Consider the following 24,797-nt stretch of genomic DNA (forward strand, 5'->3'; position numbering starts at 1 on the left):
ATATCAAATGAACGGAACGTCCTTTTCCCTCAGTGGTGTCAGTTTCGATATCGACGGAAGAACGCTGCTTCATCCGCTGACACTGGACGTTCCGAAAGGGGAAGTGGTCGGCATTCTGGGCCACAACGGTTCAGGCAAGTCGACGCTGCTGAAAATCCTGGCCCGGTTCCAGGCGCCGACGCGGGGGCAGGCTGACTATCACGGCCAGCCGCTCGCCTCGTTCCGCCCCAAGGACTATGCCAAGAAGGTTGCCTATCTGCCGCAGCAGACGCCGGACACCGATGGCATGACGGTCAGGGAAGTGGTTTCGCTCGGCCGTTATCCCTGGCACGGGGCGCTTGGCCGCTTCTCGCTCACCGACCGCACCAAAGTGTCCGAAGCCCTGGAGTTGACGGGACTGACACCGTTTGCCGACCGTATCGTGGACACGCTGTCCGGCGGCGAACGGCAACGCGCCTTTCTCGCCATGCTCATTGCGCAGGATACGGAATGTCTTCTGCTGGATGAGCCGATCTCGGCGCTCGATATCAACCACCAGATCGAAGTGATGAGCCTCATACGCATGCTGGCGCATGAGCATGATCGCTCGGTCCTGATTGTCCTGCACGATATCAACATGGCCGCGCGCTTCTGCGACCGGCTGATCGCCCTGTCGGGCGGCAGGCTTGTGGCCCATGACGAGACCGATGCGCTGATCACGGCCGACAAGCTCAACGCCATTTACGGGGTCCGCATGGGTATTTTCCGCCATCCGGAAACACAGTCGCCCATAAGCTACGTTCTCTAAGGATCGGGATTCTGATGATGGCCGCGCTGCGCCGCCGCGATTTTCTGTTCGGCTCAGGCCTTCTGTTCGCATCGCCGCTGCTCGCGCGTGCTGCCAGGGCTGCGACGCCGCGCATCATTTCGCTGGACTACGGTTTGGCGCAGACGCTGATCGAATTCGGCACGCCGCCCGTTGGCCTGATCGACACACAGGGCTGGTACGACTGGGTCATGGAGCCGCCCCTGCCGCCGGGCATTGCCAATGTCGGTTCGAACTATGAGATCAATATGGAAATGCTGCAGCTGCTGCAGCCCGATCTGATCATTTCGACACCCTATCTCGAATGGATCAGGCCGCAGCTCGAGACAATCGCGCCGGTTAAATCCTTTCCCATCCATGCACTCGGATCTTCGCCATATCCGCACATCGTTGCTGCAACGCTGGAGCTTGGGCAGATTATCGGGCAGCCGCAGGAAGCGCAGGCCCTGATTGACCGCACCGAGCGGGACCTGCTGGCGGCAAAGGCGGCAACCCGGCGTCTCGCCGAGCAGAAACTGGCCATCATGACGTTTTTGGACGCCCGCAACATTCGGGTTTATGGCCCTGGCGGTATCTTTCAGGACGTTCTCGACCGGCTCGACCTGCAAAATGCCTGGACGAGGCGAACCAATGAATGGGGTTTCAGCGATGCCGGGCTTGCCGATCTCATTGCCATTGGCGACAGCCGCATTTTCTACATGGATCCGGTTCCGCCGGATGTTCTGGCCGGCTTGGCGGGAAGTCCTCTATGGCAGGCCATGCCCTTTGTTCAAAGGGGCCATGCCGAGCGCATGGCCAGTGTGCTGATGTTCGGCGCCTTGCCGTCGGTCTCCCGCTTCGCCCGTCTTCTGGCGGAGGTAAAAGTCTAGATGTTGCGTACGTCGTCATCTCAACGTCTGATCTGGACAGGTGCCCTGTGGCTGGTTGCGCTCGGCGTTGCTGCTTTCAATCTGTGGCCGACGATCGGCAAGCTCGGTCTTGATGCCGTTTTCCTGCCTCCGCTGGCAAGCGACGGTGAGGCGGTTCTCCTGCACTACAGCCTGCTGCCGCGTCTGGCCATGTCCGTCATCTGCGGCTTTGCCCTCGGGCTGTCCGGCACGCTTTTCCAGCATGTGCTGCGCAATCCGCTGGCATCGCCCTCGACGCTGGGTATCGAGGCCGGGGCGCAACTGGCGCTTGGCGTGGCGATCCTGTGGTTTCCGGCCTTGCTTGGCTGGAGCCGGGACCTCACCACGGCCATTGGCGGGTTCGCGGCCATGGCCGTCGTCTTCGCTGTGGCGTGGCGTTTCCAGTTCCAGCCTGTCACCGTCATCCTGGCGGGTCTCGTCATGGGGCTTTACTGCACCGCAATCACGACCATTCTGGTGCTGATGAACAATCATTATCTCGCCGGCCTGTTCGTCTGGGGCGGCGGTTCGCTCAATCAGAACGACTGGCGCGATGTGAGCGCACTCCTGCCAAAAATCGCTTGCTTCACGTTTCTGGCGTTTCTTCTCGCCCGGCAACTGAATGTGCTGACCCTTGGCGACGCGGCGCAGGGGCTCGGCATGAAGCTTCAAACCACGCGTGCCCTCACGCTCATCGTTGCCGTCGCATTGACGACATTCACCGTGAGCGTGGTCGGCATCATCGGCTTCCTCGGCCTCGCCTCGCCGGCCATTGCCAGAGCGATCGGCGCGCGGCGCATCAAGGACCGGCTGATCGTCGCGCCCCTTGTCGGTGCGGGACTGCTTGTCCTGATCGACCAGCTGCTGCAGATGCAGGCGGCCATGACCGGCATCCTGCTGCCGACCGGCGCCGTGACGGCGTTGATCGGGGTGCCGGCATTGCTGATCGTCATGTTGCGCCGCAAGGCCGCGGGGCAGCCGACAGCTGCCGCATCGCCGGTGCGCAGGAGCCGGCATCCGGCGCTGATCCTGACCGCTCTTGCCGGTCTGCTGCTGCTTGCCTGCATTGCCGCCATCTTTGTCGGCCGCGGCATCGACACGGCCTGGGCCATTCATACCGGCGCCACATTGGACTCCCTGCTGCCGTGGCGGCTGCCCCGGCTGATTGCGGCGCTGTCTGCCGGAACAATGCTGGCGCTTGCCGGCAGCCTGCTGCAACGGCTGACCGGCAATTCCATTGCCAGCCCCGAGGTGCTCGGCGTCAGCGCGGGTACGGCCTTTGGGCTGCTGTGCGTCCTGTTTGTCGTGGCGCAACCCGATTATATCAGCAGGTTGCTGGGCGGTTTTCTCGGCGCATCCGCCGTGCTTGTGGCGCTGTTTGCCATGAGCTGGCGCAAAGCGCAGTCGGGCAACCAGTTCCTCATTATCGGCGTCTCGCTGAGTGCGTTCCTGACGGCGCTAATTTCAGTCATCCTGGCATCGGGCGATCCGCGCGCCATGTCGCTGATCAGCTGGATGACGGGATCGACCTACAGTGTCACCGGCCCCGCGGCGGTCATCTCGCTGGCCTGCGCTGTAGCGGCAATGGCGGTGGTGCCGGTCTTCCTGCGGCCCTTGCAGCATTTTGCGCTGGGCGAAATGTCCGCCCATTCCCATGGCGTCAATGTCAGGACATTCCGCATCCTTATCCTCGGTTTTGCCGCCCTGTTGACGGCTGTCGCGACGCTCGTCGTCGGGCCGTTAAGCTTTGTCGGTCTGATGGCGTCGCACCTTGCCCAGCGCATCGGACTGACACGCGGATTTCCGCATCTTCTCGGTACGGCTCTGTTTGGCGCGTTGTTGATGGCGGTCGCGGATTTCATCGGCCGCACGGCGTATTTCCCGTGGCAATTGCCGACGGGATTGATCGCGACGCTTCTGGGCGGTCCGGTGTTTGCGCTGCTGCTCCTGCGCCCGCGCAAGGCGGCTAAGCGACTTTGAGTGATTGCTCGCAGTAGCGGTGGGCATCCTTGATCATGAAGTTCACCAGGGTGCGCGAGACGCCCAGTTCTTCCGCAATGTCCTTCTGCGGAACACCTTCGATGCGGTGGCGGATGAACGCGTCGTGGGTGCGCTTGGGCAGATCGTTCAATGAGGCCATGACCCGGTTGAGCGCCTCTGTCATCACGATGCAATCAAGCGCGTTGACGCACGGCGCCGGCACGGAATCCACGCCGTCCATCGGCATGAGATTCTTCTTCTCGTATTGCCGCTTCCGCGCCTCATCGAGCGCAAGATTATAGACCATGCGGCAGGCATATCCGACCGGACAATGAATGCAATTTGTCTGCATGGTGCAAGCTTTGACGATGGCGTCATGAAATATATCTTCCGCTTGTGCATGGGAGTGCAATACACTTTCGGCAATAGATATCAGTTTATTTTTATATTTAACCAGTGCATCAATAAGAACATTTTCATCATGAAGACTCTTTTCTTTTGGCATGATCTTTATTCTTTTTTGCATAGGATTGTATTGCCGCTCATGGCAACATGAGATACGGCCAGAAATATTTCAAATTTTGAAATATCCAGCTTTGCAACTATCGCGAGTGCAGCTATACAAGAACTTGAGAAAAAGAGTCAAGTTAAAGAAAATGCGATTTGTGGAGGCGCCTTCGAGGCGGCGGCAAGCGGGGGATTCGAGGGTGGTTCCGCCCGAAGCGATCAAAAAGAATCTACCGGATATGTCGCCTGGCGCGGTCGACCCGGCTGCGGCGGCCTGCTAAGCCAAGCCTGTAGTGAATTGACAGTGGATACCCGATCATCATGAGCCGTCTTGACAGCTTCATCCGCCGCGTGACGGCCCAGCGCGATGTTCTCAACCATATCAGCGACACGGTCAGGGAATTGCCGGGGCCGGTGCTGGAGCTGGGTCTCGGCAATGGCCGCACCTACGATCATTTGCGCGAGCGGTTTCCGGATCGGCGGATCATTGCGTTTGATCGGGCATCCCATGCCTACAAGGCTTCCACGCCCGATCCGGAAAACATGATTATCGGGGAAATCAGGGAAACCGCGCAAAGCTTTCTCGGCATCGACGCGGCACTGGTGCATGCGGACATCGGCACGGGCTATCCGGAGCAGGATGCCATTACTCAGACATGGCTGCCGCAGCTGGCCGCTGGACTACTGGCCCGTCACGGTATCGTCGCCAGTGGCCTGGCGCTGGATCATCCCGCGCTTGAACTGCTTCCCTTGCCTGCCAGCGTCAAGCCGGGACGTTACTTCCTTTATCGCCGCCGCTGATCCGCGCCAAAGGGCATGCGCCGCACGCTTTACCCGAAACGAATGCTGCTTTCCTGCGGAACAATGTAGACCCGAAGCGGAAGCGCCCGCCCGCGAATGGCGACATCCCTGACCTCAAGCCCCGCGGTATCGGAAGCGGCGAGGGCGACGACCGGTTCTGAAACCACGAGGGTTACGTCGAATTCCTTCGCGACGGCTTCCAGCCGGCTGGCGACATTGACGGTGTCGCCAATCGCGGTCAGGCTCTTCACCGCCCCGTACCCCATCGCGCCGACAATGGCCGGACCGGTGTGAATGCCGATGGCAACGCGCAGGGGCATGCTCAGCTCACCCGCCAGTTCATCGTTCAGCCGTTCGATTTCCTTGACGATGATGGCAGCCGCCTTCAACGCGTTCTTGCAACCGTCGGCGGCAGAACCCGTCAGGCCAAACAGCGCCATTGCCCCATCGCCGATGAATTTGTCGAGCCGTCCCCCCGAACGCTCGACGGCCTGGCCGACGATCGCGAAGTACCGGTTGAGCAGGAAAACGATGTCATAGGGCAGCCGGGCTTCCGTCAGCATGGTGAAGCTGCGGATATCGCAAAACAGGATGGCGATTTCGCGTTCCCGTCCGGGGCTCGCCTGCTGGCTGCCTGCCGGTACGATGCTTTCAAGGCTGGGTACAAGAAGCGGTGCAACACTGATATTGGCGGTTGGATGCAACTGGCAGGCGAGACGCACGCCATAATCCGCCCCGATGCGGGTGAGGGTGGTCTGCTCGATCGGTTCGGGCGGAGGCAGCGTCTCGGCGCCCTCCAGAACCTGGACACGGCAGGTTGAACACCGGCCTTTGCCGCCGCAGACCGCGTAATGCGGTATGCCGCCGAGGCGGCTGGCTTCAAGGACGCTGAACCCGAGGGGAACGCGCACGCTTTCGCCATCGGCATAGCGGATTTCAATCTGGGTCGCGCGCTCGCGCCAGCGGCGGCGGATTCGCAAGGCGACAACCAGCGCCAGCCCGCCGCCAAAGGCGCCATACAATCCGGTCTTGATCAGAAACTCGTCTTGCTTGACCTCGGCGCGTTCGGCCGGGGAGGCGTAGCGCGTGGCATTGAAGTTCTTGTGACCCTGATAGCCCGATGAAGGAAACTCGCCGTAGCCCGAGGCGGGCGACATGTTGGCGATGGTCCGGCCGGTATTGGCAAAACCAAGCAGGGCGAGCACCGGCAACAGGATGGCGACGGTCAACAGCACCGGTGCAGCGCTTTGATACCATTGCCGGTAGCGCAGCCAGAAATGGATGCCGATGCAGCCGTGGCACCAGATGACGATCAGGGCGAGGGTCTGCTTGACGCCGTTGAAGGGCGAGGTGATCCAGAAACCGCGTATGATCGCTTCGTAGCTGTCGTAGTAGTTGGATAGCTCATGGCGGATGCGCGTGCCGACCACGTGGTCGATGATGAGCAGCGGGATTACCAGCCCCAGAATGATCTGCAGCGCTTCACCCACCGGCATGTAGAACGTCCGTCGCAGGTAGAGTGACCGCATCGCGAGCATGACATGCGTGACCGCAGCGCCGTAGAAAAGGGTGGTGCCGACGGGATTGCGCCAGATGGCGAGAAACCAGCGGCGTCCTTCCTCGGCGGCGGCAAGCGAGATGAGGTTGAGCGCATGATTGGTCAGATGCAAGGTCAGGAATGTGAGCATGATCAAGCCCGATACCAGCCGCGCCCTGCGCAGGGACCGCTCGGAAAGCATGGGTGCTATCGTTGTTATCGTCATGAATACCGCATCAATTCCCGCATCTTGTCAGCCATATGGTTTCCCCTGTCCTCCGTCGCCGTGCAAAGCTTATGCGAGCCCATCTGATTTGGCGAGCGGGAGGCGAGCGATCAAGCGCAATGATGGCTTTTTGACAAACAATCATGGCGGTACAGATCAAAAGATTGTTAGTGTCAGACGTCAGGAACCGGCTATAGATTTGCCGGAATCGGCAAGCGTTCGCCGAAATGGTTGAAACGATTGTGAAATACTGGATTGCGTGCGCATGCAGGTTGCCTTTTACGCGCCCTTGAAATCACCCAATCACGCGACGCCGTCGGGCGATCGTGAGATGGCTCGGCTGCTCATGTCAGCGCTGCGCAAAGCCAGACACCAGGTCGAAGTCGTGTCGGAGCTGCGCAGCTTCAGCGCATCGCCCGCAATCAAAGAGCGCGAACCCATTGCCGCGGCGGCGCGCGCCGAGGTTGAGCGCCTCACAGGCCTCTGGCAGACCGGACGAAAACCCGATCTCTGGTTCTGTTATCACCCCTATTACAAGGCGCCGGACCTGATCGGTCCCGTCATGGCGGCGGCGATGGATATTCCCTACATCACCGCGGAAGCATCCTATTCGCCGCGCCGCAATGCGCTTGGCTGGGCCGGGACGCAAATTCTCGTGGCGGAGGCGGTGCGCGCGGCAGCGGTCAACCTGTGTTTTACGCAGCGCGACATGGATGGGCTCGCAAGCAATATTCCCGGCGCGCGCCTTGCCCGGTTGCAACCGTTTATCGATACCGCGCCTTTTCGTGAAAGCGGCATCGGGCATAATCCGCATCGGCTGGTCACCGTGGCGATGATGCGGCCGGGTGACAAGTTTCGCAGCTATGAAATGCTGGCCAAGGCTCTGTCACGGATTGTCGGACGGCCCTGGACTCTGACGATTGTCGGCGACGGTCCGGCCCGCAATGACGTGCAGGCGCTGTTTGACGCTTTCGGTGACCGCATCCAGTGGCTCGGACAGCGGAACGCCGGTGACATTGCCGCGTTGTTGCGTCAGGGTGGTACCTATGTCTGGCCCGGTTGCGGCGAAGCCTACGGCATCGCCTATCTTGAGGCACAGGCAGCGGGTTTGCCGGTTGTTGCGCAGGCAACGGCTGGCGTTCCCGAAGTGGTCGAGGATGGTGTGACCGGTTTCCTGACGCGGGACGATGATGTGCCGGCTTACGCCGCCGCCATCGCCAGCCTTTTGGATGACAATGATCTGCGGCAGTCCATGGGAGCGCGGGCGCGGCGGTTTGTTCTGGAGGAGCGGTCGCTGGAGAATGCGGTACGACAACTGGATGCTGTGCTGACACAATTCATGGGACGGAGCCGATGACGGAAGACCCAATCTGGCAGCCTCTGCAGGCGGAACTCGCGCGCTGGATCCATGCCAGCCGCAGTGCAAAATTCTGGTTGCGCGATGACGACGCGGTCGAGCCGACCGCCGCGCTGGACCGCCTCATCGGCCTGGCCAACGATTTTGACGTGCCGGTGACGCTCGCGGTGATACCAGCCCATACCGGCGAGGCGCTGGCGGAGCGCCTTGCGGCGGAGCGCCGGATCTGCGTTGCGGTTCACGGCTGGTCGCATGAAAACCATGCGCCGAAGGACCGGAAGAAGCAGGAGCTTGGCCCTGACCGGCCTCAGGAGTTGGTGCTGCGGCAATTGCGCGAGGGATGCGTGCTGCTCGCCAGACTGTATCCTGATCGGTTTGTGCCCGTTCTTGTGCCGCCCTGGAACCGGATTGATGCGGCACTCCTGCCCTATCTCAAAGCGTGCGGGTTCAAGGCGCTCTCCGTGTTTGGCCCGGCCAAGCCGGTGGAAACTTCGGTGCCGCAGATCAACACCCATGTCGATCTGATGGATTGGCATGGCACGCGAGGCTGCCGCGACCACGCGGAACTGGTCGGCGCCATCGTGGAACAGCTGCGGCTGCGGTTTGACGGAAGCGGTGAGCCAATCGGGATTCTGACCCATCATCTTGTTCACGACGAGTCGGCTTGGGTATTCCTGACCAAGCTCTTTCAGGTCGTTGCACGAACACCGGGCGGGCGCTGGCTCTCTGTTACTGATCTGATGAAGAGCCAGAAGCCAGGGGGTTAGAGATCGATGACCTGGCCGTCACGGGCGGCAAATGTCCCGCTAAAGCGCTCTCTGGCCAATGTCTCGAATGCGTCGATCTCGTCATCGGTGCGCGAGGGCGCGTGATGGAAGAGCGCTAGTTTGCCGATCTTGCCGGCCGCCGCCAGCTTGACACCGTGCTGCCATGTGGAATGGCCATAGCCAAAGCGCCGCGGCATCTCGTCTTCCGTGTAGGTACAGTCGTAGACGACGAGATCGGCGCCATCGATCAGGCGCAGCACGGCCGGGTCGAGGATACCGGCTTCGTGTTCCGTGTCGTAAATGAGCGCGAGCACCTTGCCTGCCCATTCGATGCGATAGCCGATACAGCCGCCGGGATGGTTCAGGCTGTCCGTCCGGATGGTGACGCCCTCGCGCGGTGTCAGCACATCGCCGGAGCGGAAATCACGAAAGCCGAGACTTGCCTTGCAAATATCCGGCTCGACGGGGAACCAGGGCGGCCGCATGAACTGGCGGACCATTTCCCGGGTGGTCATGATCCCCGCGAGGTGGCCGGACCAGAGCCGTACATTCATCATCGGATTGTAGAGGGGGGCAAAATACGGCAGGCCGATAATGTGATCATAATGGCTGTGGGTGAAAATAATATCGATCTGGTCGACGCCTTGCACCGACAGGGCATCACCCGCCTGACGCAGGCCGGAGCCCCCGTCAAAGATCATTCTATGTTCACCGCAACGCACTTCGATACATGACGTGTTTCCGCCATAGCGTTCAAATTCGGGGCCGGAAACTGGTACGCTGCCACGCGTTCCCCAGAATTTCACCCGAAATATCTCTTCACTCATACGTTTCTCACACCCAATTCCCCGTTTTTTTGGTCATCGTAACCAAACTGCAGACGTTATGCGAGGCTTGGATTTTGTTTTATTGGCTAAGTGCGCAATAAAAGTCTGCCATTCAGCATATGTAGGCGATAGCGATTTGTTTTTTAAGCTTTATGACAATCGCTGATACAAATGTATAAAATCATCGGAACGTCTGATTCATGTCCTCATCCGCATTTCCGCCTGTCGCCATCATCGCAGATGCCCATTTTCATGATCTTTACGGCGATTATGATTTTGCTGGGGTAGAGGCCGGTGGCCGGCGCATGACAGCGCGGCGCCTGACGGATACGGTGCGCTCCACCCGGGTTTTCAACGAAAGCTATTTTGCCCTGCGCACGGCCCTTGACGAGGTCGTGCAGCGGGGAATCAAGCAGGTCGTCCTGCTCGGGGACTATTCCGATGACGGGCAGGTTGCGACGCTGAACGCACTTCGGCATTTGCTGGATGGCTACACCGAGGCGCATGGGCTGGTCTTTACCGCTACTCCGGGAAACCACGACATATTCGGCCCCGAAGGGCGGCATCATGCCAAGCGCCTGCTCAATCCCGACGGCACGTACACCATCGTCGCCAGTGACAGCGCATTCATTGACGAGGATGCGGACGGGATGGTCGTAACGGACAAGATGTTCTGCGCAGGCTATCCCGAGGGATTGCGGGCTCTGCCGGATCTCGGGTTCTTTCGCCGCGCGGGCGATCTGCACTGGGAAACGCCCTTCGGGCCGGACGATGCGCCGGAACAGCGGCTCTATCCGGTGCGCTCGGCAGACGGCACCAACGAATACCACCTGATGGATGCATCCTATCTTGTCGAGCCGGTGGCGGGCCTCTGGCTGTTGATGATCGACGCCAATGTTTTCGAACCGCGTGACGGCGATTTCGAGCGCGGCAGTTCCGGCGCGTTCATCGACAGCACCAATGCCGGCTGGAATGCCATGCTGCGGCACAAGCGGTTTGTCATCGAATGGATCAAGAATGTCACGAGGCGGGCGGAGCTGGAAGGTAAGAAGCTGCTTACATTCTCGCACTACCCGATGCTGGATATCCTGGATGGCACGCATGACGATGAAAGGCAGGTCATCGGCAACACGGGTTCGGTCAAGCGGATGCCGCTGCCCGATGTTGCCGCCGCGATGATGGATGCCGGGATGAGGATACATTTCAGCGGCCACCTGCATGTCAATGATACCGCGAGGGTTGCGCAGGATGCGTCCTGGCTGATCAATATCGGTGTGCCGTCGCTGGTGGCATTTCCGCCCGCGTTCAAGGTCGTCACCTTCGAGGCGCAGACCCTTAAAGTTGAAACCGTCGGGATTGACCGACAGGCGATCGATCCGCGCCTGAACGCCCTGTACCGGACCGAAATCGATCTGACCGGTAAGAAGATCGGAAAGATGCTCGATGCCGCGGATTACGGAGCCTTCATCTCCGAGCACGTCGATCAGCTGGTGGTGCACCGGTACCTACGGCGCGAGTGGCCCAAAGACATGGCGCGGGTTCTGCCGCTGCTCACCCTTGGTGACCTGCTCACACTCAGCCTGTTGGACCAACCGGTGGATATGGATGCGACCATCATCCTTGTCCATGCCGAGCGCGGGCGTGCCGAGACCAAAGCCAGGCTGGATGCCTTGCTGGCGGGCCGGGAGGTTACCCTCAAGTCTTTCGACGGGATCACGGTGCAGGAATTTCTGGGCGACTGGTACCGCCTCAGAATGGGCAGCGAAATGGCGCTCGATCGCATACCAGCGGGAAGACTGGCCATCTATCACATCCTGATCGATGTTTTTGCCGTGTCCGATGCAATGGAAATGGGCGGCGCGCAGGCGCTGTTTGCCCGGATTGTGCGCATGATGGGCTGCTATCTCTCAGGATTGCCGTCGCGCCATTTCAGGGTCGATCTTGCCACCGGCAGCATCGAAAAAGTCTGATAATTTGAAAAATGCCGGTCAGTGCTTGCTGCGCTCTTCCGAGAGCTCCGCTGTCGTATGGCTCAGCCGGCTGGCCAGAACCCGCATGATTTCGATGGTCATCTCGGGATAGTCGCTCAGCAGCTTGAGAAAATGCTCCTTGCTGATGCGCAGGGCTTCAAGCGGGGTTGAGGCCGTAACCGTGGCCGTGCGCAGGACGTCGCAAAGGATCGCGATCTCGCCGACGATGGAATCGTGCTCGACTTCAGCGACCTTGATCTGTCCGTTGGGCGTATCGACGCTGACCTCGGCCGTACCCGACAGAATAACGTAGGCGGCATCGCCCATGTCGCCTTGCCGGAACAAAGCCTGATCGGCGCGATAGCTGACGCGATCGGACGTGAAGGCCAGAAGCTTGAGCTTCGCTGGCGCCACACCGGAAAACAGCGGAATCCGCCGCAACATTTCGACTTCGTCTTTCAGAAGCATGAACGTCCAATACCCCACAAGTGCCACTCTACCCAGACATAGAGTATTACGATACCAGCTCTTTGAATATACCGTTTTTCTCCAAAAGAGTCGCGTGTGTTCCATCTTCGACCAAGGCCCCGCGATCGAATACAAGGACACGATCGAACAGGTTTGCCAGTGAAGAATTAGCCAGCACCCAGATAATCGCGGGCGCGTGACCTTCCTCATGCAGATCCTGCATAATATTGCGCGTGATCTGATCCTGGACACGCTGGTCGAGTGCAGGCAGCGGGCGATTGAAAATCACATAATCGGACCGCTTGAGCAGGGCCCTGGCGACATTCAGCTTCTGCCTTTGCACATTGGTGATGCGTTTGCCGCCTGATCCGACATCGAAATCAAGGCCGATGGACAAGACGCTGTCGTAAAGCCCGAGTTCGTCAAAGAGATTGCGCAGGATGACGCGAATTCGATCCGGTCCATCGGCCTGCGCGTATCCGATCCTTCCGAACAGAACATTGTCCATCAGGTTAGCCGAAGTAATGAACTTCTTGGGATCGTAGCGTTCAATGACGGCCTTGAGATCATCCGGCAAATTCTTGTGGAAGCGAAGCCGTGCCTCGACAATTTTTGCCATGAGTTCATCGGTCAACAGACCGAAGCGGTGCCGCGGCTCGATGTAAGCAAAACTCAGACGGATGATATTCGATCGTTCGTCGGGCGAGGCGGCGTCAAAATCGCGGCCCTGCAGCTTTTGCAACAGCAATTGATAGGCCGGAATATCGTCCGCCGTCATAAAGGTCAGCTGCTGGAAGAACGGATGGTCCGGCGGCAGGTCCTCGAACAGTTCGATGGCGTTCGCCGCAATTTCCAGACCCATCTTGTACAGATCGACATTGAGGCCGCTCTCGCGCAGGATCGCGCGGAAATAGGGATGGGCGGCAAGTCGAAGATTGGTCATCATCGGCCGCTTCACCGTGCCGAAGAGGAGATTTTCACCGATGGTTGCCTGCGGATTGTAGACCTTCGGTTCAAACGGGACGACCAGCCCGTCAAGGTTTTCATCCTGGAGGGTTTTGCGCAGGGCCTGCCGCAGTTCGACGATGCGGCTTGTCAGGTCGGAATGGGTTGCTGTGTCCACCTGCGAGCGAAGCGCCAGATCGACAATGTCCTGCGAGATCATGACCGCTTCGAGCACCGGCCGCACGACCGTGAAAAGATCCTGCGGTCCCGTGACACCGGCAGATTGGTAGTCGACCCAGTCGCTGTTGAGATCAAGGTCCGGGTTGCCGGCAAGCCGCGCTTCGTTGATGTTCCATTTGTATTTGGCGGACTTGGTCCCGTCATATTCGACCTTGGTCAGGGGCGCATGCTTGAGGCCATAGAGAAGGTTGTCGCGCAGCGTTCCGTGGAAGAAATAGGCATCGGAGGCGGCATAGGCGATACGCCGCCCGGTGATCGATTCTGGCAGCTCGAGAATATCGGTGCCGTCAATGGTGATGCGGCCCGAGTCAGGCCAGATCAGGCGGCCGAAGGCTTCCGCTATCGCCTCGCCGCCGCCGCCGCTTGCACCGACGATGGCCACCGTCTCGCCCAGCTTGATCTCAAGCGAGACGTGCTCGACAAGGCGTGCGCCGCTATCGTCGGAGAGGGTGAGGTTCACCGCATTCAGCGAATGTTCCAGTTTTCCCACCGGTTCGCACACAACCGCCTGGATATGCGGATCGACAAGCATATCGACATTGAACTGCTCGACGACCTGCGCATATTTCACCTGCACGTCCTGGCGCGACTGATCCCAGTCGATCAGTTCCTTCAGCGGTCCGGGCAAATCCTTGTAGGCATTGATGACCGCAACCAGCTGGCCGATATCCAGCCGGCCCTGCAGCGCGAGAACGCCGCCAATGGAATAGAACAGGAAGGGCGTGATCTGTGCGAGGAAGTTGTTGATGAACTTGACCAGGAATTTCCACTGGTAAAGATCGTAGCGGATGGAGAAGATCAGCCCCAGACGTGCCGCAATATCCGCGCGCTCATAATTGGACGTGTCGTTGCCATGAATGGTGCCGATACCATCGACGATCTCACCGACACGGCCCGAAAGTTCGCGTGCCGTCAGCTGACGCTGCCGCCCGAGATCCAGCAATCGTTTGCGCATGCGCGGAATGACGACGCCCTGCACCGCAACAATCCCGGCGGCAATCATGCCAAGCCAGAAATTTTGCAGAATGATGAAAACAAGCGCCGTGATGGCCTGTCCGCCGAGGAGGGCCGGCTGAACGAACGCATCGCCGGTGAAACCGCCCATCGGCTCCACCTCATCCTTGATCATCGTTGCAATTTCGGCCGATTTCACCCTTTTGAACTGGCTCGGGGGAAACCGCAGAACGCGATCGATCAATTCAAAGCGAATGCGGCGCAACATGCGCTCGCCGAGCCGGCCCTTATAGGTGTTGATGTAGAGCTTGAAGAGGCCGTTGATCACCACAAGCAGCAGAAACACAAGGCTCAGCGCCATCAGCATTTCGAAGCGCGTCAGCTGGAGCCCTTTGAAGAACATCACCTTGCCGAAATAGGGCAGCGTATACTGGATGCGCATGAAGGTCTGCGTTGCGCCTTCCACTTCGAATCCCGTGCCCTGTATGGGGCCGTTGACAATCTGTTTCGGCAAATCGAACGACAGGAAATACGGGATCATCGAGGCCGCAACGACCATCAATATCCATATTTGCTGGAACCGCGTGTTCGACCAGATATAGCGCGTTAAACTTTTTTCCATGGGTAACCGTAAGCTGTCAAATAAGCTGAATTCTGAACAATTCGAATAGGTTGTATTCCGGTGAGAGCCTCCTTTTGAAACCGTTCGGTGCAATGACGTGGAGGGCAAAAATGGATGGTAGTGTCTATATCTTCCGGGATTGGCAGGAATCCCCCGAACCTTTCAACTGTTCAGTTTACAACACAGGGTAGCCGAACGCTATATGGTCACGCCCAATTGTATGGATATCCGGGGGCTGGAGCACGGACGTTTTTCAGTTCCCGCTCAGCACGGCGGAAATGTCTTCGTTTACGCCTCGCTCCGCGATGCCCGATAAGCAGCCATGAAACGGGGAGCCGCTTCGGCAACGGCGCTCAGCGAATAGCCGCCCTCCTGCACGATAACCGCAGGCAGATTGACAGCCCCCCACAGAGCGCCGATTTCCGCATAGGCGTCCGTGGTCACCTTCAAGCGTGAGAGCGGGTCGTCGTGGTGGGCGTCCCAGCCCGCCGATAACACCAGCGCCGTCGATCCATGCGCCGCCACGGCGGCGGCCAGCCGACGGTTGGCGTCGATAAATGCCGCGTCGCCGCTGCCTTCGGACAGAGGCAGGTTGAGATTGGCACCCTGGCCCGCGCCTGCTCCCGTTTCGTCGGCATAGCCGCTGTAGTGCGGATAGTAGTTGGATGGATCGGTGTGGGTGGAGCCGAAGAACACGTCGTCACGGGTGTAGAAAATGGCCTGGGTGCCATCGCCGTGATGGGTGTCGAAATCGATGATGGCAACGCGATCATGGCGCTTGCGCAGATGCTGGGCGACAATGGCTGCATTGTTGAAATAGCAGAAACCCGCGGCGCGGTCCGCATAGGCGTGATGGCCGGGCGGGCGGCAAAGGGCGAATGATTGGCGCGCGCCATTCAGGACGGCATCGGCGGCGGCAATGGCCGTCTGGGCCGAGGCATAGGCAGCCGGGTAGGTGTGCTCCATCATCGCGCAGGACAGGCCGTTGATGTACCAGCCCGCCTGACCCAGAATGCCTGTCGGGCGCGGACGTGCGCGCACGCCGAAATCCCGGCCGGCGCCCTGATAGGAATTCACATTGGGCAAAACCTCCGGCCCGTGGTTGGGCAGTTGCATGAACCTGTCATAGGCGGTTTGCAGGAATGCGACGTAGTGATCGGCATGGACGGCAAGGATGGGATCGAGCCCCGCATCGCCCGGCTCTTCCTGCGCCAATCCAAGTTCGGCGAGAGCATCGATCAGGGTATGGGCGCGTGCCGAGTTCTCAAGCGGGTCGGTGATCCTGCCATTGATCATGTATTGCTTGGGTTGATGGGCCATCTGCCGGCTGTCAAAGAACAGTTTCATGCGTTCCGTCGCTTTGTCGCGGTGAGTCGTAGCGAAAGCTTATTCGCTGCCGCAGGCAATGCAATCCGGGAAGTCTTGCCGCAACCGAACCAGCCCCGCCCTGATTGGTATTTCACGGGGCTTTGCTTTTACTGATCATGCTTAACCGGAACTTAACGGGCTCATCCTAAGGTAGTGATAAGGGGCGGGGTCCCCAGAGTTATTCACCTTGGGGATAGATAATGCGTTATACGAAAACGTTCCTTTCTGCTGCCTCCTTCTTCTCTCTGCTTGGCAGCCATGTTCTTGCGGCTGATCTTGGTCCGGCGACTTTTCCGGAACGGGCGCCGTATATGCCGGTTGAGACTGCATCAGGCTGGTATCTCCGCGGCGACGTTGCCTACAATTTTTCGTCAACGGTTAAGGCTCATGTTGATTATCCCGGCGGCAGTACGCCGAGCGAATATGAGTTGAAGCGGGGCTTCTCGCCCTTCATCGGCGTGGGCTATCAGTTCAATAACTACCTGCGTGCGGACGCAACCGTCGGTTACAGTCAGCGCGACAGCAACTACTATGAAACGACGACGGATCTGTGGGAAGCCATGGCGAACGCCTATGTCGACCTTGGCAATTACTACGGAATTACACCCTATGTGGGCGGCGGCATCGGCTTTGCCAATGTCAATTACGACTATCAGGGGCCCGTCGATGCGCGGCTTAAATCCGGTGGCACAAACCGCTTTGAATGGGCGCTCATGGCCGGTATTGCGGTTGATATAACCCCGCGCCTCAAGCTGGATCTGGGCTATCGCTATGCGGATATCGGCGGCAAGGACCTGTATCAGAATGGCGATGTGACCATCCGCGACGATGGCATCAAAACCCATCAGATCCGGGCGGGTGTTCGCTTCAACACCTGGTGATCCGCACTGGCATACCGGTTTGCCACCGCTTTCCGGGACAGCAGATAGGAAACCAATGTTCTCGCGCTTTCATCACGTTGCCGTCATTTGCAGTGACTACGACCGCTCGAAGCAGTTTTATACCGAGAAGCTTGGCTACGGGATCATCGCTGAAAACTGGCGCCCGGACAGCCAGTCATGGAAGTGCGACCTGAGATCCGGCGATACCCAGATCGAACTGTTTCATTTTCCGCATTCTCCCGCACGTCCGTCGCGCCCCGAAGCCTGCGGGCTGCGGCATCTGGCTTTTGCCGTCACCTCCGTTGAGGACACACTGGCCTGGCTGCACGCGCGGGGCGTTGCAACCGAACCGGTGCGGATTGATCCCTATACCAAGCGCGCATTCGCCTTCTTCGCCGATCCGGATGGACTTCCCATAGAAGTTTATGAGGTTGGTCAGGGGCAGGACCCGGTAGTCAGGGAAGGTGCGTAAACCTCTGTGATATCCAGTCAATGAACACGCGCACCCTTGGCGAAAGCTGGCGGTTGCGCGGATAGAGCAGGGAAACCGGGGTCGGTGAGAGCGGGAAATCAGACAGAACGTGGACGAGCGTGCCTGCGGCCAGGTCGGCTTCGGCGTGATAGCGCGGGATCTGGATCAGCCCCAGCCCAAGCCTTGCGGTCGTGACGTAGCTCTCAGCCGCGTTGACCCAGACGGGTGCGGGCAGGGTGATGGTGCGAATGGTGCCTTCCACCAGGAACTCGAGCGGCAGGATCGTGCCTGTCGCGGTTGAACGAAAGCCAACCATCTGATGCCCGGTGAGTTCATCCGGATGCTCCGGCATGCCGAACCGCTCGATGTAGCCGGGTGAGGCCAGCGTGATCTCGTCGAGCATGCCCACGCGCCTGGCGATCATATCGCTGTCGGCGAGATCGCCGACGCGCAGCACGCAATCGACACCCTCGCGCACGAGATCAACGAGGCGATCCCCTTCACTCATATAAAACTGTATCCCGGGATAGGTCTGCAGGAATGCCGGCAGTCCGGGCAGAAGGAAGTGCCGGGCCAGCGTTCCGTGCACATCCACCCGCAGCGGCCCTTTCGGTTTTGCTCCGGCAAACGCACCTTCGGCGTCCTCGATATCAGCCAGAATGGCGAGACACCGCTGGTAATAGGCCTCGCCATCCAGCGTCGGGCTGACATGCCGGGTGGTCCGTTGCAACAGGCCGGTGCCCAGCCGCGCTTCCAGCTGTTGCACCGCATTGGTCACGGTCGAACGCGGCAAGCCGATATCTTCCGCCGCCAGCGTGAAACTGCGGCGCTCGACGACGCGGGCAAAAACCCGCATGGCATCCAATGTGTCCATTGTTCTCAAATCTCGAATAGTGATGTCAATTATTGCATGATTATCCCGAAAAATAAATGATGCATGGTGCCTTCATCAACAGCGCTGCGGCGCAGGCATGAAGGAGAAAGACCATGACACAAACCAAAAAGAAGATCGCAATCGTCACCGGCGCATCGCGCGGTATCGGTGCAGCCATCGCCCGGCGCCTGGCGTCGGATGATTTCACGGTCGTCATCAATTATTCCGGCGAAGCTGCGCCAGCTGAAGAACTGGCTCGCCGGATCGAAGCGAGCGGCGGCAGGGCTTTGACCGCCAAGGCCGACGTCAGCGATGCGCAGGCGGTTGCGCGCATGTTCGATGCGGCCGAAGCCGCGTTCGGCAGTGTCGATGTGCTGGTCAACAATGCCGGCATTCTCAAGACGCTTCCGCTCGCCGAAACCAGCGATGCGGAGTTTGACCGCCATTTCGGCATCAACGTCAAGGGAACGTTCAATACCCTGCGCGAAGCCGCCAGGCGGTTGAATGATGGTGGCCGGATCGTCAATTTCTCCAGCACTACCCTCGCGCTGAACATGCCGGGTTACGCCGTTTACAACGGCACCAAGGCTGCCGTCGAAGCGTTCACCCACGTCTTTGCCAAGGAACTGCGCGGCCGCAACATCACCGTCAATGCCGTGGCTCCCGGACCGATCGCCACCGACCTGTTCCTGAATGGCAAGAGCGACGAGCTTGTCGCGCAGTTTGCCAAGATGCCGCCGCTCGAGCGGTTGGGCCAGCCGGACGATATCGCCAGCGTCGTTGCCTTCCTTGCCGGCCCGGACGCCGGCTGGATCAATGGCCAGATCCTGCGCGCCAATGGCGGCGTCGCCTGACCTGTATCTCCTGCAGACAACCATCACGAAACAAGAAGGATCATGATCATGAACAAGCAAATTATCGTCGTCACCGGTGCGTCCAGCGGTTTTGGTGCTCTCACGGCCCGTGCCCTGGCAAAGGCAGGCCATACGGTTTACGCAGGAATGCGGGCGACAGAGGGGCGCAACGCGCCGCAGGTCGCCGAGGCAGCCGCCTTCGCCGCTGAACATGGCGTTGATCTGCGTTCGGTGGAACTGGACGTTGCTTCCGACGTATCCGTGGAAGCCGGTATAGCCAAAATCATTGCCGAGGCGGGCCGTCTCGACGTGGTCATACATAATGCCGGTCATATGTCTTTCGGTCCCGCCGAGGCATTCACACCGGAACAGTTCGCCGAACTCTATGACATCAACGTGCTGTCGACGCAGCGGGTCAACCGGGCGGCACTCCCCCATCTGCGCAGGCAGGAAAAGGGGTTGGTTGTCTGGGTTTCCTCGTCCAGCACCCGTGGCGGCACGCCGCCATACCTGTCGCCCTATTTCGCTGCCAAGGCGGCAATGGATTCGCTCGCCGTATCCTATGCGGCGGAACTCAGCCGCTGGGGCATTGAAACGGCGATCATCGTTCCCGGCGCCTTCACCAAGGGCACCAATCACTTTGCCCATTCCGGTTCGCCCGCTGACAGGGAACGGGCGGCCGAGTACAATGAAGGGCCCTATGCCGGTGTTTCGGAACAGGCCCTGCAAGGCCTCGCTGCGCTGGAGCCCGCCGACGCGGATGCCGGTGCCGTCGCCACGGCGATTGTCGATGTGATTGGCATGCCGTTCGGAACCCGCCCGTTCCGCACGCATATCGATCCGTCGCAGGATGGCGCCGAGATCGTCAACGGCGTTGCGGACCGCGTCCGCGCCGAGATGTTCCGGCGCATTGGTCTTGAAGACCTGCTGAAGCCGAAGGGCGCGCAGGGTCGTCCGCCCCGTTCGATCCGGTAGGCATCCTTTCGCCGCGGCCCGGCCAGACACCACGCGGACGTTGCCAGACGATTCCAGCTTGCCCGAACCGCCGATCTTTGGTCTGTCCAGTGCGAAATTGGGCTATGTTCGGAGCAATCTAGCTTGTATGGGTTGGAGCCGGGCCAACCGTGCCTGGACGGAGTGGGAACTCATAAGAACCGAAGGGCGGACGTGCATCACGAAGTTTCCTTAATTGCCACTGTGGCGGTCAGTTTTGTTTTTGCGGCCGTGTGCGGCTATCTCGCGGATCGACTGCGTCTGCCGCCGCTGGTCGGTTATCTCGTCGCCGGAATTTTGATGGGGCCCATTACCCCGGGCTTTATCGCCGACGCTGCGCTTGCGTCGCAGCTTGCCGAGATGGGTGTCATCCTTCTGATGTTCGGTGTCGGCCTGCATTTCTCCGCCTCCGAATTGCTGGCTGTCCGCGGTATCGCTGTGCCCGGTGCGGTTGCACAGATCGTGCTGGCGACCGTGCTTGGTGTCGGCCTGGCCTCGCTGTGGGGATGGGGGATCGGTGCCGGGCTGGTTTTGGGCCTGAGCCTTTCGGTCGCCAGCACGGTTGTGCTCCTGAAGGCGCTGGAAGAGCGCAATCTCGTCAACTCCGCCAACGGGCGCGTCGCCGTCGGCTGGCTCATCGTGGAAGATCTGGCGATGGTGCTGGCGCTGGTGCTCCTGCCGGCCCTCGCAGAAATTCTGGGTGCGCATGCCGGCGGTGTGGCCGGACAGGCCGCTGCGGGCGGAATGCCGCTGGTGCTGACCATTGCGATCACGCTGCTCAAGGTCGGGGCCTTCGCCGTCATGGCGATCTTCCTGGGCCCGAAGGTTGTGCCGTGGCTGCTGACCCTGGTGGCGCGGACGGGATCGCAGGAGTTGTTCACCCTCTCGGTTCTTGCCATTGCCCTCGGTATTGCGTTCGGAGCGACGGAGATCTTTGGCGTGTCCTTTGCGCTTGGAGCATTCTTTGCCGGCGTCGTGATGAGTGAGTCGAATCTCAGTCACAGGGCGGCGGCGGACTCGCTGCCGCTGCAGAATGCATTCTCGGTGCTGTTCTTCATTTCCGTGGGCATGCTGTTCGACCCGTCCATCCTGCTGCGCGAACCCATGGCCGTGCTGGGTGCGCTCGCGCTGATTATTTTCGGCAAGTCGCTGATTGCCTTCTGCATCGTGCTTTTGCTGCGTTTCCCCGTGGGCATGGGCCTGACGGTCGCGGCCAGCCTGGCGCAGATCGGCGAATTCTCGTTCATTCTCGCCGGTCTCGGTGTAACGCTCGGCCTGCTGCCAAGGGAGGGCCAGGATATCATTCTGGCCGGGGCAATCCTCTCGATCACCATCAATCCGCTGGTGTTTCTGGCCGCCGAGGGGGTGGAGAACAGCATCCATCGCCGGTGGCCGGTATTTTTTGCCGGCTACGGCAAAAGCCGGGAGGAAGCGCTGGCGCGTGAACTCGGCGATATCCGGGCGATCAATGAGGAGCGCAACCGGCAGCACCAGCTCAAGATGCAGCAGCTGATCGACACTTTCCCGTTGTTTGCGCAAGTGGATGAGCACGCGCAGGAGGAACTCCTGCTGCTGTTCAAACCCAAATCCGCATCGCCCGGCGAACGGATCATCCGGATCGGCGATCGCGGTGATGGAATGTATTTCATTGCGTCAGGCGTGGTGGAGGTCCAGCTCGACAGCGAACCGGTGCGGCTGGAGCCCGGAGCATTCTTCGGGGAAATGGCGCTGCTGAGCGGCGGACGGCGCACGGCGGATGTCGTCGCCATCGATTTCTGCGAGTTTCTTGTGCTTGATCGCCGTGATTTCAACGTCTTCATGTCGCGGCATCCGACCCTGCGGGCGGCGGTCAGCAACATGGCGCGGGAAAGAGCGGAAATGAACACCTTGCGGCGCAATCCGGACCGGACATCCGGCGCCGCCTGAGCCGGGTTTCCGTTCGCGTTATTGCTTCATCAGGCCGGCGCGCCAGGCGAGGGCGACCGCCTGGGTGCGGTCGGTCAGGTCCAGCTTTGACATGATGCTTCCCAGATGGGCCTTCACCGTCTTTTCGGTGATGTTGAGCTGGGCGGCGATCCTTGCATTGCTGCCGCCTTCGGCCAGGCAGCGCAGAACTTCAAGCTCGCGGGCCGTGAGATCCTCGAACTGGCGCGGCTGCGGATTGCGGATGGAGTTCAGCAGGCGCTGTGCCACGAGGGGGTGCAGTGTCGGCGTCCCCTTGCTGGCCGCATGAATCGCATTCATCAAATGTTCGCCGCGCATGGATTTCAGCAGGAAGGAATGGGCCCCGGCCTCAATGGCTTTGAAAGCCAGCCGGTCGTCGTCACTGGATGTCAAAATCATGATGTGGGTTTCGGGGCTCGCCTTGCGGATGAGGCCGATCATGGCTTCCGCAGCGTCGCCCATTCCCGGCATCATCAGATCCAGCAGGAGAACGTCGGGGCGGTGTTCGCGCACCATCGATATGGCGGTCTCACCGTTTTCGGCCTCCGCAAGGACGGTGAAACCGGGATCGATGCGCAGCAGCCCGCGAATGCCTTCGCGTACCACGGCATGATCATCGGCAATGACTATTGTTGTGCTCATGATTGCCCTGCCACGGGTAGCTTGAACGACACATCGACGGATGTGCCGGTTGCTTCCGATTGGATTGTTATAATGCCGCCGGGCAATGTGTTTGCACGCCAGCGCATGTTCGACAATCCCATGCCAAAAGGAGCCTTGCCGATATCGAAACCCTGGCCGTCATCGGTAATACTCCAGTGCCAGCGGGCGCCGGGATTGCAGTCGATGCGAATGGTGCGGCACTGCGCATGGCGCAGGGCGTTTGCCACGGCTTCGTGGGTGATCATGAGCAATTCCTGGGCTATTTCCGGGACGCCGTCAAAAGCGGAACGGGCGCCTTCGGGCCAATTGATCGACCATTGCACGCCTGATCCCGCCAGCAGATCGCGGACACTGCGCAACAATGTTTCATACAGGCCGTAATCGGCAATCGCGGGCAGGTTGAAGCCGGAAACGACGTTCTCCAGGTCCTGCTGCAAATGATCGGCCAGACGCCGGGCCGATTCCACCGTCGGCAGCAGCGGCGCGTGCCCCTGCGCCTCATATTCCAGTTCGGTGAGCTTCAGACCCAGCACAAAACTGCGCTGTTTGGCGGTATCGTGCAGGTCGCGCGCGATGCGGTTGCGTTCCACCGATATGGCCAGCGCCTTCTGCGTATCAAAGCTCTTGGATATTGCATCCGCCATGCTGTTGAAGCGTTGCATCAGCCGCCCGAATTCATCCCTTGAACCGTCCTTGATGCGGGCCCGCAGATCGCCTGCGGCCCATTGGTCCGCGGCGTTTGTCGCCCGCTTGATTCGCCGGAACAGCCGCCAGACGAACAACGCCGCAACGCTGGCCCCCATCGAATTGATCAGGATGAATGTGCGGATATAGTCATAAACGGTGGCATCGAGCACTTCGTCGTAAAGCTCCCATTGCGACCAGTAATGAAGCCCGATCAACGCCTGGGTGTTGTTGGCCAGCGGCAGTGCTACCCGCTTGACCATGGCCCAGTCGTCATTGTCCCTTTGAATGAAATTCGGCTGTTCGGCATGCACCGCCGCGCTCAGCGCCTTGCCGAGCAGGGGCGTCGCGTCCGGCTGGGTGGCACACACCATGCCGTTGTCATCAATGATCCGGACCTGCATCCGGCCGCTGTGAAAAAACGAAAACATGATGCCGAAATCGGATACCCGCGTGACGCCGGATCGAACCACATTCCAGAATATCTTGCTGGCCAGAACGGTGCAGGCTTCCTTGTCGCGCGGATCTGTTCCCGACGCCAGAGCGGTCAGTTGCTGTTGATCGAGGCCATTGAAGAAGCTGCGGATGCTGCTCTCGTAGCGGCCGGAGGAAAACTGGCTCATGAGGATACTGACGAGAAAAAGCGCGCCGAAGCCGACGATCATGAACATCAACACCAGTTTGACGAACAGACCACGCAAACGAAGAGCATGCAAAAAACTCACGTTTTCATTCCTCGCCGGTTATTTAAGCCGACGTCTCACTGGCCGGTTCCTTGTTCCATACCACTCGGCGGAGCGAATGCCACCCTTGCTCTTGTAACGGGGCTTCGGCGTTGCGCGTTGACCCTCAGGCAATCGATAGGACGGATGGGTGCGCATTGACGCCGGTTCCGTCTGATTGGCGGATTCATCCTGTCGCGCGGCTGTCCCCTTTCTCCATCCGCCTGCAAAATTCAACAGGATCATCACTTTATCGCGCAAGGCGTTCCAGAAATCAGACGAGAGAAGGGGTATCAGCACGAGGCCAAGCAGAAGCGACAGGGCAAAATATTCAACGGAAAGCAACTGTATCTGATAACGCATGATCATGCGGCCGTCGTTGATGCGTGGCCAGGAACATCGGGTTCAACCTGCGGTGCGAGCCACATCTGGTTTGGTCTGAACATAGC

The 24,797-nt window shown here is 59.8% G+C and carries 22 protein-coding genes; 12 read left to right on the forward strand and 10 right to left on the reverse strand.

The genetic code is table 11. The annotated features are described in order from the left end of the window. The first annotated feature begins 7 nt into the window (after positions 1 to 7). Genes ACZ5FP_RS23670 through fhuB form a run of 3 tightly spaced genes read left to right on the forward strand, consistent with a single transcriptional unit; the run spans position 8 to position 3,672 of the window. Positions 8 to 787 carry an ATP-binding cassette domain-containing protein gene (locus tag ACZ5FP_RS23670; RefSeq protein ID WP_464664508.1) on the forward strand — a complete coding sequence of 260 codons (780 nt, stop codon included), beginning with the start codon at positions 8 to 10 and terminating at the stop codon, positions 785 to 787. A gap of 14 nt (positions 788 to 801) precedes the next feature. After that, positions 802 to 1,674 (forward strand): ABC transporter substrate-binding protein, encoded by an 873-nt coding sequence (locus tag ACZ5FP_RS23675; protein WP_464664509.1) that lies wholly within the window; start codon positions 802 to 804, stop codon positions 1,672 to 1,674. Then, positions 1,675 to 3,672, forward strand: a complete 1,998-nt coding sequence (fhuB, locus tag ACZ5FP_RS23680; RefSeq protein ID WP_464664510.1) for a Fe(3+)-hydroxamate ABC transporter permease FhuB — start codon at positions 1,675 to 1,677, stop codon at positions 3,670 to 3,672. It abuts the gene before it with no gap. Here fhuB and ACZ5FP_RS23685 read toward each other — a convergent pair. Then, a complete protein-coding gene (locus ACZ5FP_RS23685; protein WP_463013204.1) occupies positions 3,659 to 4,177 on the reverse strand; it encodes a sigma-70 family RNA polymerase sigma factor in 519 nt (172 codons plus the stop codon). The genes fhuB and ACZ5FP_RS23685 overlap by 14 nt on opposite strands. Before the next feature lie 323 nt (positions 4,178 to 4,500). Between ACZ5FP_RS23685 and ACZ5FP_RS23690 the strand changes: the two genes are divergently transcribed. After that, positions 4,501 to 4,980 (forward strand): class I SAM-dependent methyltransferase, encoded by a 480-nt coding sequence (locus ACZ5FP_RS23690; protein WP_464664511.1) that lies wholly within the window; start codon positions 4,501 to 4,503, stop codon positions 4,978 to 4,980. Positions 4,981 to 5,009: 29 nt separating this feature from the next. Here the strand turns inward: ACZ5FP_RS23690 and ACZ5FP_RS23695 are convergent, their stop codons facing one another. Then, the gene (locus ACZ5FP_RS23695) at positions 5,010 to 6,743 is read right to left on the reverse strand and encodes an adenylate/guanylate cyclase domain-containing protein (RefSeq protein ID WP_464664512.1); all 1,734 of its coding nucleotides are present in this window, start codon (positions 6,741 to 6,743) and stop codon (positions 5,010 to 5,012) included. A gap of 265 nt (positions 6,744 to 7,008) precedes the next feature. On the opposite strand from ACZ5FP_RS23695, the gene ACZ5FP_RS23700 reads away from it, so the two are divergent. Continuing rightward, a complete protein-coding gene (locus tag ACZ5FP_RS23700) occupies positions 7,009 to 8,100 on the forward strand; it encodes a glycosyltransferase family 4 protein (RefSeq protein ID WP_464664513.1) in 1,092 nt (363 codons plus the stop codon). Continuing rightward, positions 8,097 to 8,867, forward strand: coding sequence for a polysaccharide deacetylase family protein (locus ACZ5FP_RS23705; RefSeq protein ID WP_464664514.1), 771 nt, complete (start codon positions 8,097 to 8,099; stop codon positions 8,865 to 8,867). Before ACZ5FP_RS23700 ends, ACZ5FP_RS23705 begins: the two co-directional genes overlap by 4 nt. Here ACZ5FP_RS23705 and ACZ5FP_RS23710 read toward each other — a convergent pair. Then, the gene (locus ACZ5FP_RS23710) at positions 8,864 to 9,694 is read right to left on the reverse strand and encodes an MBL fold metallo-hydrolase (protein WP_463013201.1); all 831 of its coding nucleotides are present in this window, start codon (positions 9,692 to 9,694) and stop codon (positions 8,864 to 8,866) included. The genes ACZ5FP_RS23705 and ACZ5FP_RS23710 overlap by 4 nt on opposite strands. Positions 9,695 to 9,894: 200 nt before the next feature. On the opposite strand from ACZ5FP_RS23710, the gene ACZ5FP_RS23715 reads away from it, so the two are divergent. Then, complete coding sequence (locus tag ACZ5FP_RS23715) at positions 9,895 to 11,664, forward strand: metallophosphoesterase (RefSeq protein WP_464664515.1); 1,770 nt, start codon at positions 9,895 to 9,897, stop codon at positions 11,662 to 11,664. An 18-nt stretch (positions 11,665 to 11,682) separates the two neighbouring features. On the opposite strand, the gene ACZ5FP_RS23720 is transcribed toward ACZ5FP_RS23715, so the two are convergent. The 3 genes from ACZ5FP_RS23720 to ACZ5FP_RS23730 all read right to left on the reverse strand — a co-directional run bounded on the left by ACZ5FP_RS23720 (position 11,683) and on the right by ACZ5FP_RS23730 (position 16,240). Further along, positions 11,683 to 12,132: a cyclic nucleotide-binding domain-containing protein gene (locus ACZ5FP_RS23720; RefSeq protein ID WP_105733445.1), complete on the reverse strand. Its 450-nt coding sequence runs from the start codon at positions 12,130 to 12,132 to the stop codon at positions 11,683 to 11,685. A gap of 46 nt (positions 12,133 to 12,178) precedes the next feature. Then, positions 12,179 to 14,893, reverse strand: a complete 2,715-nt coding sequence (locus ACZ5FP_RS23725; protein WP_464664516.1) for an ABC transporter transmembrane domain-containing protein — start codon at positions 14,891 to 14,893, stop codon at positions 12,179 to 12,181. Positions 14,894 to 15,181: 288 nt separating this feature from the next. Next, entirely contained in the window at positions 15,182 to 16,240 is a 1,059-nt protein-coding gene (locus tag ACZ5FP_RS23730; protein WP_464664517.1) for a histone deacetylase family protein, read from the reverse strand. Between the two features lie 221 nt (positions 16,241 to 16,461). On the opposite strand from ACZ5FP_RS23730, the gene ACZ5FP_RS23735 reads away from it, so the two are divergent. After that, positions 16,462 to 17,142, forward strand: a complete 681-nt coding sequence (locus tag ACZ5FP_RS23735; RefSeq protein WP_223614829.1) for an outer membrane protein — start codon at positions 16,462 to 16,464, stop codon at positions 17,140 to 17,142. A gap of 55 nt (positions 17,143 to 17,197) precedes the next feature. After that, complete coding sequence (gene gloA2, locus ACZ5FP_RS23740; protein WP_464664518.1) at positions 17,198 to 17,614, forward strand: SMU1112c/YaeR family gloxylase I-like metalloprotein; 417 nt, start codon at positions 17,198 to 17,200, stop codon at positions 17,612 to 17,614. On the opposite strand, the gene ACZ5FP_RS23745 is transcribed toward gloA2, so the two are convergent. Next, complete coding sequence (locus ACZ5FP_RS23745) at positions 17,598 to 18,488, reverse strand: LysR family transcriptional regulator (protein WP_464664519.1); 891 nt, start codon at positions 18,486 to 18,488, stop codon at positions 17,598 to 17,600. The genes gloA2 and ACZ5FP_RS23745 overlap by 17 nt on opposite strands. A 113-nt stretch (positions 18,489 to 18,601) precedes the next feature. On the opposite strand from ACZ5FP_RS23745, the gene ACZ5FP_RS23750 reads away from it, so the two are divergent. The 3 genes from ACZ5FP_RS23750 to ACZ5FP_RS23760 all read left to right on the forward strand — a co-directional run bounded on the left by ACZ5FP_RS23750 (position 18,602) and on the right by ACZ5FP_RS23760 (position 22,261). Further along, positions 18,602 to 19,342 (forward strand): SDR family oxidoreductase, encoded by a 741-nt coding sequence (locus ACZ5FP_RS23750; RefSeq protein WP_464664520.1) that lies wholly within the window; start codon positions 18,602 to 18,604, stop codon positions 19,340 to 19,342. Positions 19,343 to 19,390: 48 nt separating this feature from the next. Continuing rightward, positions 19,391 to 20,317, forward strand: a complete 927-nt coding sequence (locus tag ACZ5FP_RS23755; protein WP_464664521.1) for an SDR family oxidoreductase — start codon at positions 19,391 to 19,393, stop codon at positions 20,315 to 20,317. Positions 20,318 to 20,509: 192 nt separating this feature from the next. Beyond that, positions 20,510 to 22,261: a cation:proton antiporter domain-containing protein gene (locus ACZ5FP_RS23760; protein WP_464664522.1), complete on the forward strand. Its 1,752-nt coding sequence runs from the start codon at positions 20,510 to 20,512 to the stop codon at positions 22,259 to 22,261. Positions 22,262 to 22,279: 18 nt separating this feature from the next. On the opposite strand, the gene ACZ5FP_RS23765 is transcribed toward ACZ5FP_RS23760, so the two are convergent. Genes ACZ5FP_RS23765 through ACZ5FP_RS23775 form a run of 3 tightly spaced genes read right to left on the reverse strand, consistent with a single transcriptional unit; the run spans position 22,280 to position 24,717 of the window. Continuing rightward, positions 22,280 to 22,921, reverse strand: coding sequence for a response regulator (locus ACZ5FP_RS23765; protein ID WP_464664523.1), 642 nt, complete (start codon positions 22,919 to 22,921; stop codon positions 22,280 to 22,282). Beyond that, positions 22,918 to 24,351: a sensor histidine kinase gene (locus ACZ5FP_RS23770; protein WP_464664524.1), complete on the reverse strand. Its 1,434-nt coding sequence runs from the start codon at positions 24,349 to 24,351 to the stop codon at positions 22,918 to 22,920. Before ACZ5FP_RS23770 ends, ACZ5FP_RS23765 begins: the two co-directional genes overlap by 4 nt. Before the next feature lie 18 nt (positions 24,352 to 24,369). Continuing rightward, positions 24,370 to 24,717, reverse strand: coding sequence for a hypothetical protein (locus ACZ5FP_RS23775; protein ID WP_464664525.1), 348 nt, complete (start codon positions 24,715 to 24,717; stop codon positions 24,370 to 24,372). Positions 24,718 to 24,797 lie beyond the last annotated feature (80 nt).

This window comes from Phyllobacterium sp. T2-21 (genome assembly GCF_055378485.1).

Excerpts from the sequence above, each read along its gene's own strand:
- ACZ5FP_RS23670 (WP_464664508.1), top strand. The coding sequence starts at position 8 with ATGAACGGAACGTCCTTTTCCCTCAGTGGTGTCAGTTTCGATATCGAC.
- ACZ5FP_RS23675 (WP_464664509.1), top strand. The coding sequence starts at position 802 with ATGATGGCCGCGCTGCGCCGCCGCGATTTTCTGTTCGGCTCAGGCCTT.
- fhuB (WP_464664510.1), top strand. The coding sequence starts at position 1,675 with ATGTTGCGTACGTCGTCATCTCAACGTCTGATCTGGACAGGTGCCCTG.
- ACZ5FP_RS23685 (WP_463013204.1), bottom strand. The coding sequence starts at position 4,177 with ATGCCAAAAGAAAAGAGTCTTCATGATGAAAATGTTCTTATTGATGCA.
- ACZ5FP_RS23690 (WP_464664511.1), top strand. The coding sequence starts at position 4,501 with ATGAGCCGTCTTGACAGCTTCATCCGCCGCGTGACGGCCCAGCGCGAT.
- ACZ5FP_RS23695 (WP_464664512.1), bottom strand. The coding sequence starts at position 6,743 with ATGACGATAACAACGATAGCACCCATGCTTTCCGAGCGGTCCCTGCGC.
- ACZ5FP_RS23700 (WP_464664513.1), top strand. The coding sequence starts at position 7,009 with ATGCAGGTTGCCTTTTACGCGCCCTTGAAATCACCCAATCACGCGACG.
- ACZ5FP_RS23705 (WP_464664514.1), top strand. The coding sequence starts at position 8,097 with ATGACGGAAGACCCAATCTGGCAGCCTCTGCAGGCGGAACTCGCGCGC.
- ACZ5FP_RS23710 (WP_463013201.1), bottom strand. The coding sequence starts at position 9,694 with ATGAGTGAAGAGATATTTCGGGTGAAATTCTGGGGAACGCGTGGCAGC.
- ACZ5FP_RS23715 (WP_464664515.1), top strand. The coding sequence starts at position 9,895 with ATGTCCTCATCCGCATTTCCGCCTGTCGCCATCATCGCAGATGCCCAT.
- ACZ5FP_RS23720 (WP_105733445.1), bottom strand. The coding sequence starts at position 12,132 with ATGCTTCTGAAAGACGAAGTCGAAATGTTGCGGCGGATTCCGCTGTTT.
- ACZ5FP_RS23725 (WP_464664516.1), bottom strand. The coding sequence starts at position 14,893 with ATGGAAAAAAGTTTAACGCGCTATATCTGGTCGAACACGCGGTTCCAG.
- ACZ5FP_RS23730 (WP_464664517.1), bottom strand. The coding sequence starts at position 16,240 with ATGAAACTGTTCTTTGACAGCCGGCAGATGGCCCATCAACCCAAGCAA.
- ACZ5FP_RS23735 (WP_223614829.1), top strand. The coding sequence starts at position 16,462 with ATGCGTTATACGAAAACGTTCCTTTCTGCTGCCTCCTTCTTCTCTCTG.
- gloA2 (WP_464664518.1), top strand. The coding sequence starts at position 17,198 with ATGTTCTCGCGCTTTCATCACGTTGCCGTCATTTGCAGTGACTACGAC.
- ACZ5FP_RS23745 (WP_464664519.1), bottom strand. The coding sequence starts at position 18,488 with ATGGACACATTGGATGCCATGCGGGTTTTTGCCCGCGTCGTCGAGCGC.
- ACZ5FP_RS23750 (WP_464664520.1), top strand. The coding sequence starts at position 18,602 with ATGACACAAACCAAAAAGAAGATCGCAATCGTCACCGGCGCATCGCGC.
- ACZ5FP_RS23755 (WP_464664521.1), top strand. The coding sequence starts at position 19,391 with ATGAACAAGCAAATTATCGTCGTCACCGGTGCGTCCAGCGGTTTTGGT.
- ACZ5FP_RS23765 (WP_464664523.1), bottom strand. The coding sequence starts at position 22,921 with ATGAGCACAACAATAGTCATTGCCGATGATCATGCCGTGGTACGCGAA.
- ACZ5FP_RS23775 (WP_464664525.1), bottom strand. The coding sequence starts at position 24,717 with ATGATCATGCGTTATCAGATACAGTTGCTTTCCGTTGAATATTTTGCC.